General features: G+C 54.4%; 6 protein-coding genes and 1 riboswitch. All 6 genes read right to left on the reverse strand.

Translation table 11 applies throughout. The features are described 5' to 3' along the window. Window positions 1-108 precede the first annotated feature (108 nt). The gene (gene thiH / locus ULO1_RS09150; RefSeq protein WP_078665054.1) at window positions 109-1215 is read right to left on the reverse strand and encodes a 2-iminoacetate synthase ThiH; all 1107 of its coding nucleotides are present in this window, start codon (window positions 1213-1215) and stop codon (window positions 109-111) included. Between the two features lie 11 nt (window positions 1216-1226). Beyond that, window positions 1227-1991 carry a thiazole synthase gene (locus ULO1_RS09155; protein ID WP_078665055.1) on the reverse strand — a complete coding sequence of 255 codons (765 nt, stop codon included), beginning with the start codon at window positions 1989-1991 and terminating at the stop codon, window positions 1227-1229. Between the two features lie 4 nt (window positions 1992-1995). After that, window positions 1996-2199 carry a sulfur carrier protein ThiS gene (thiS, locus tag ULO1_RS09160; protein WP_200803466.1) on the reverse strand — a complete coding sequence of 68 codons (204 nt, stop codon included), beginning with the start codon at window positions 2197-2199 and terminating at the stop codon, window positions 1996-1998. Window positions 2200-2204: 5 nt separating this feature from the next. Next, window positions 2205-2948, reverse strand: coding sequence for a HesA/MoeB/ThiF family protein (locus ULO1_RS09165; protein ID WP_079907077.1), 744 nt, complete (start codon window positions 2946-2948; stop codon window positions 2205-2207). Beyond that, window positions 2945-3583 (reverse strand): thiamine phosphate synthase, encoded by a 639-nt coding sequence (gene thiE, locus ULO1_RS09170; protein ID WP_107753206.1) that lies wholly within the window; start codon window positions 3581-3583, stop codon window positions 2945-2947. Before thiE ends, ULO1_RS09165 begins: the two co-directional genes overlap by 4 nt. Before the next feature lie 70 nt (window positions 3584-3653). Continuing rightward, a riboswitch (TPP riboswitch) is annotated at window positions 3654-3768 on the reverse strand. Window positions 3769-3802: 34 nt separating this feature from the next. After that, a complete protein-coding gene (gene pduL, locus ULO1_RS09175) occupies window positions 3803-4465 on the reverse strand; it encodes a phosphate propanoyltransferase (protein ID WP_307167941.1) in 663 nt (220 codons plus the stop codon). Window positions 4466-4632 lie beyond the last annotated feature (167 nt).

The raw sequence follows: 4632 nt of genomic DNA on the forward strand, positions 1-4632 counted from the left end.
GTTTTGCGCTAAAAACCCTTTCCTATACACCTTTTTCTGGGGTAAATTTATTTTCGTCCTTCCGCTAATCCCTTGGCCTGTCAGGATTATCTGACAACGCAATTAGCTCTAACAAAAACGGGGCCAGTCCTTAAAGACCGGCTGATAGCCTTTACTTAACAACATCCTTTTTATTTCTTCTACAGGTCTTTCATCAGCAACACTGAACTGTCCAGCGCTGGCATCGGCTTCTACGGCATAACCCCCAACAGTGGTTTTGGAACCGGCGGACATAGAAGTGATACCTAGAGGCACCAGGTGATCCCGCAATTCTGCTCGCTCTCGGGTGGAGAGGGTTAGGCCAGCCTGGGGCAGAAAAAGACGAAAAGCCAGGATTATTTGGACTAATTCCCGGTCACTGACCGGATAGGGGGGCTGACTGCCTGGCAGTGGTCTTAACCTGGGAACTGAAAGAGCGATTTCCACTTCCGGGTATTTTTTTTGCAAGTAATAGGCATGCAGTCCAGCCAGAAAGGCTTCCATCCGCCATGGTCCCAGGCCCAGCAGAGCACCCAGGTTGACCCGGCGCATGCCCGCCCGGCAAGCTCGTTCCGGTGCGTCCAGCCGGAAATGGTAATCCTTTTTGGGCCCGGCCAGATGATAGCGGGCATAAAGCTCAGGATCATATACTTCCTGATAGATGGTCAAACTGTCTGCCCCGGCTGTTACCATCTGCCGGTATTCCGCCTCGGTCAGAGGGTAAACTTCCAGTCCCAGAGAGGAGAAATAGGGTTTTAGTATGTTAATACATTCAGCCAGATACTCCAGACTGGCATGGCGGCGCGATTCGCCGGTTAACAGCAGGAGATGGCGAAATCCGGCGGCAGCCAGAGTTTGCCCCTCTTGCCAGACCTCTTCCCTGGTCAGAGTACGTCGGGGCAGGGATTGACCGGCATGAAAATGGCAATAAGTGCATTTGTTAACACAGTAATTGCTGAGATAGAGGGGTGTATATAAAAGGATATTACGACCAAAATGTTTCATGGTCAGGGCATGGGCCCGCTGGGCCATTTCTTCCAGTAGTCCGCCGGCAGCGGGGGAGAGCAGGAGCAAAAACTCCAGGGGATGGAGGGAGTTTTTGCCCAGCAAGGCCCTGATTTGTTCCGGACGGGCAGTTGTCAGCCGTTCTTCCAGATTGGCGGCGGTATAGGTTTGAGCATAATCGAAAAAACTCATTTTTATTCACCTCAATCCAGGAAACCGGTCAGGGGGGAGCTGGCCCGGGCCAGGCTGGATTCCGGACCCAGTCCGGCCAGATAAGCTGTTCGTCCCGCTTCTACCGCCTGCCGGAAGGCAGCAGCCATTGCCACCGGGTCCCGGGCAGTGGCTATGGCAGTATTGAGCAGGACGGCAGCGGCGCCCATTTCCAGGGCTTCAGCAGCATGGGAGGGACGGCCGATCCCGGCATCCACAATCACTGGAACCTGGCACTCCTCGATCATAATGCCAATCAGCTCTCTGGTTTTCAGGCCCCGGTTAGTACCAATAGGGGCACCCAGGGGCATGACAGCGGCAGCTCCGGCTGCTTCCATGGCTTTGGCCATCATCAGGTCAGGAGACATATAGGGCAGAACGGTAAAGCCTTCTTTGGCCAGAATTTCCGTCGCTTTTAAAGTTTCGTAATTATCAGGCAACAAATATTTCTGGTCGGGGATTACTTCAATTTTAATCCAGTCACCGCAACCGGCTGCACGGGCCAGACGGGCCAGGCGCACCGCTTCCTCGGCATTACGGGCTCCGGAAGTATTGGGCATGAGGATAATGTCTTTGGGAAGATAATCCAGGATATTATCTTCCGGGTGGGTAAAGTCCACCCGCCGCAGAGCTACGGTAACAACCTGAGCCCCGGCGGCGGCAATTACTTCCGGCATGAGGGTATGGGGCAATTTGCCACTGCCGATAAAGAGCCGGCTATTGAGAGTATAGCGACCGATTTGCAACTGATCAGCCATAGTCTTAACCTCCTCCTAAAAATTTCACGATTTCCACCTGATCGCCCGGATTTAATGCCACTTCTGCGAAGCGGTTGCGGTCGATAATTTCCCGATTTACTTCCACAACCACCAGCTGGGGATTGAGGTTTTTGCTGGCCAGTAAGGCGGCGATAGTAGTGCCCGCTTCAATCGAAGTCGGTTGGCCGTTCAGGAGAATTTCCACCATAAAACCTACCTCCTTTGACAGATGCATTCAGGCTTAACGGCAAAGGGCAGGGTGCGGGCCGTCATGTCGAGGCCATCAAAAATGAACAAACGTCCGGTCAAGAGCTGGCCGGCACCCAGCAAAAACTTTATCGCTTCCTGGGCCTGGATGGTTCCCAGGGTACCGGCGACGGCACCCAGAATTCCCACCGTTTTGCTGGTGGGAGTAATTTCCGGCGGGGGAGCCGCCTGGAAGAAGCAACGCAGACAAGGAGTCTGGCCGCCTGGCACCCAGGTCAGAGTTTGCCCTTCCCAGGCCAGGACACCGGCGTGGGAAAAGGGGATTCCCGCTTGAACACAGAGGTCATTGATCAGGAATTTGGTATCGAAGTTATCACTGGCATCAATAACAAAATCATATTGGTACTCCCGGACCAGGGTCAACAGATTATCAGCGGTAATGCGCTCCTGGTGCAGGTTAACCTGTAAATCGGGATAAAAGTCCTGCAGAGTGCGGGCGGCCGAGGTGGTCTTGGGCCAACCCAGGCGGTGACTGCCATGTAAAATCTGACGATTGAGGTTGGAGTCTTCAACCCGATCATTATCGGCCAGCCCCAGGGTGCCGACACCGGCAGCAGCCAGGTAATAGGTAACGGCCGAGCCCAGGCCCCCGCAGCCGATAACCAGCACCCGACCCTGTTTTAATTTGGCCTGCCCTTCCGGGCCGATTTCCGGCATCACCAGCTGGCGTTCAAAACGTGAGTTATTCATGCCTTTCTACCTCCGGCCACGAAATTTTTCAGCTCCCGGGCGGCAGCTGTTACATCAGGGGCGGCTACCACAGCGGATATGACAGCTACATTGCGGGCACCGGCAGCCAGTACTTGCTGGATATTACCGGCATTAATACCCCCGATGGCAACAAAGGGGACAGATAATTCCCGGGCTACACGCTGTACCAGGCTCAGGCCTACAGGTTTTTCCGCATCGGGTTTGGAACTGGTGGGGAAAACGGGTCCAACCCCGATATAGTCTACCGGCAGTTTACTGGCAGCCAGGGCCTGTTCCCAGGAATGGGTGGAAAGGCCGATGATCTTATCTGGTCCCATGATTTGCCGGGCCATGGTAACCGGCAGGTCATCCTGGCCTAAATGCACACCATCGGCATCAACGGCCAGAGCAATATCCACCCTGTCGTTGACGATAAAGGTGGCTCCATAGCGGTGGGCCAGTTCCTTGAGGGCCAGACCAGCAGCTACCAGCTCGCGGCCGGACAGATTCTTTTCCCGCAGCTGTATCACGGTGGCTCCACCGACCAGGGCAGCTTCCATCACTGCCAGCAATTCCCTGCCCTGAGCCAGATGCTGGCCGCTGATTACATACAGGGATAAATCCAGTTTTTTCATGCACATCCTCCTCCCCTAAGAAATAAGCACCTGACCGGGTCGGTCAGGTGCAGTGTAAGCAAAAAGCGCTGATCTTTTCACCTACCTTCCCTCCGCCGGTATTATCCGTCTCAGGTTCAAAGGGTTAGAACGGTTCATCGCCCGTCCTTCTCAGCCCGGCTCAACGAGCACCCCCAGGTAGTATCACTATTGCTTTTTTTCATTATATACCAGAATCCATTAAGCAGGCAATAGTCTTTTTGCGATCACTAGAACCTGTTGTCCCTGTCTAATCCCGGCAGCATTGGCCTCATCGGTATCGAGATGAAAGTCGGGCAGATAATCCCTGGAAACCCTGACCAGGACGTTATTGAATACCACTTCTTTTTCCCCTTCTGCTAATATCTGCAGGCGATCCCCGTCTTCCAGGCCATGCTGCCGGGCGGTAGCCGGGTCCAGATGCAGGTGGGGTGCGGCCTTGATAACCCCAAAAGGCAGGTCGACAGAACCCCGGGGTCCCACCAGAACGATGCCGGGAGTACCATCCAGATCCCCGGAATCCCGAATGGGTGGTTCCAGTCCCAGCTGATAAGCATCGGTGCCGGAGAGTTCCACCTGGTTATAAGGGCGGCAGGGACCTAAAATCCGCACTTCCTCCAGGACACCCTTAGGGCCGACCAGAGTGAGGGTTTCCTGGGCGGCATACTGGCCCGGTTGACTGAGGGGTTTGGCCGGAGTGAGCTGATAGCCGGGGCCAAACAGTTCCTCCAGGTCGCGCTGGGTTAAATGGATATGGCGGGCAGAGATACCGACCGGTACCGGCCAGGGCTCGGGATAGGGCTCCAGATAAGGAGAGATGAAAACAGGGGCGGCTATTTCAGCTGGCAAAATTTCTTCTCTCACCAAGGGATACACCTCCTCCACTGTTAGGTTTAACCGCGCAAGTATCTTGCATACATCTGAGCTAATTGCGTTGTCAGATAATCCTGACAGGCCAAGGGATTAGCGGAAGGACGAAAATAAATTTACCCCAGAAAAAGGTGTATAGGAAAGGGTTTTTAGCGCAAAAC

The organism is Carboxydocella sp. ULO1, from assembly GCF_002049255.1.
In the GTDB taxonomy this organism is placed as follows: domain Bacteria; phylum Bacillota.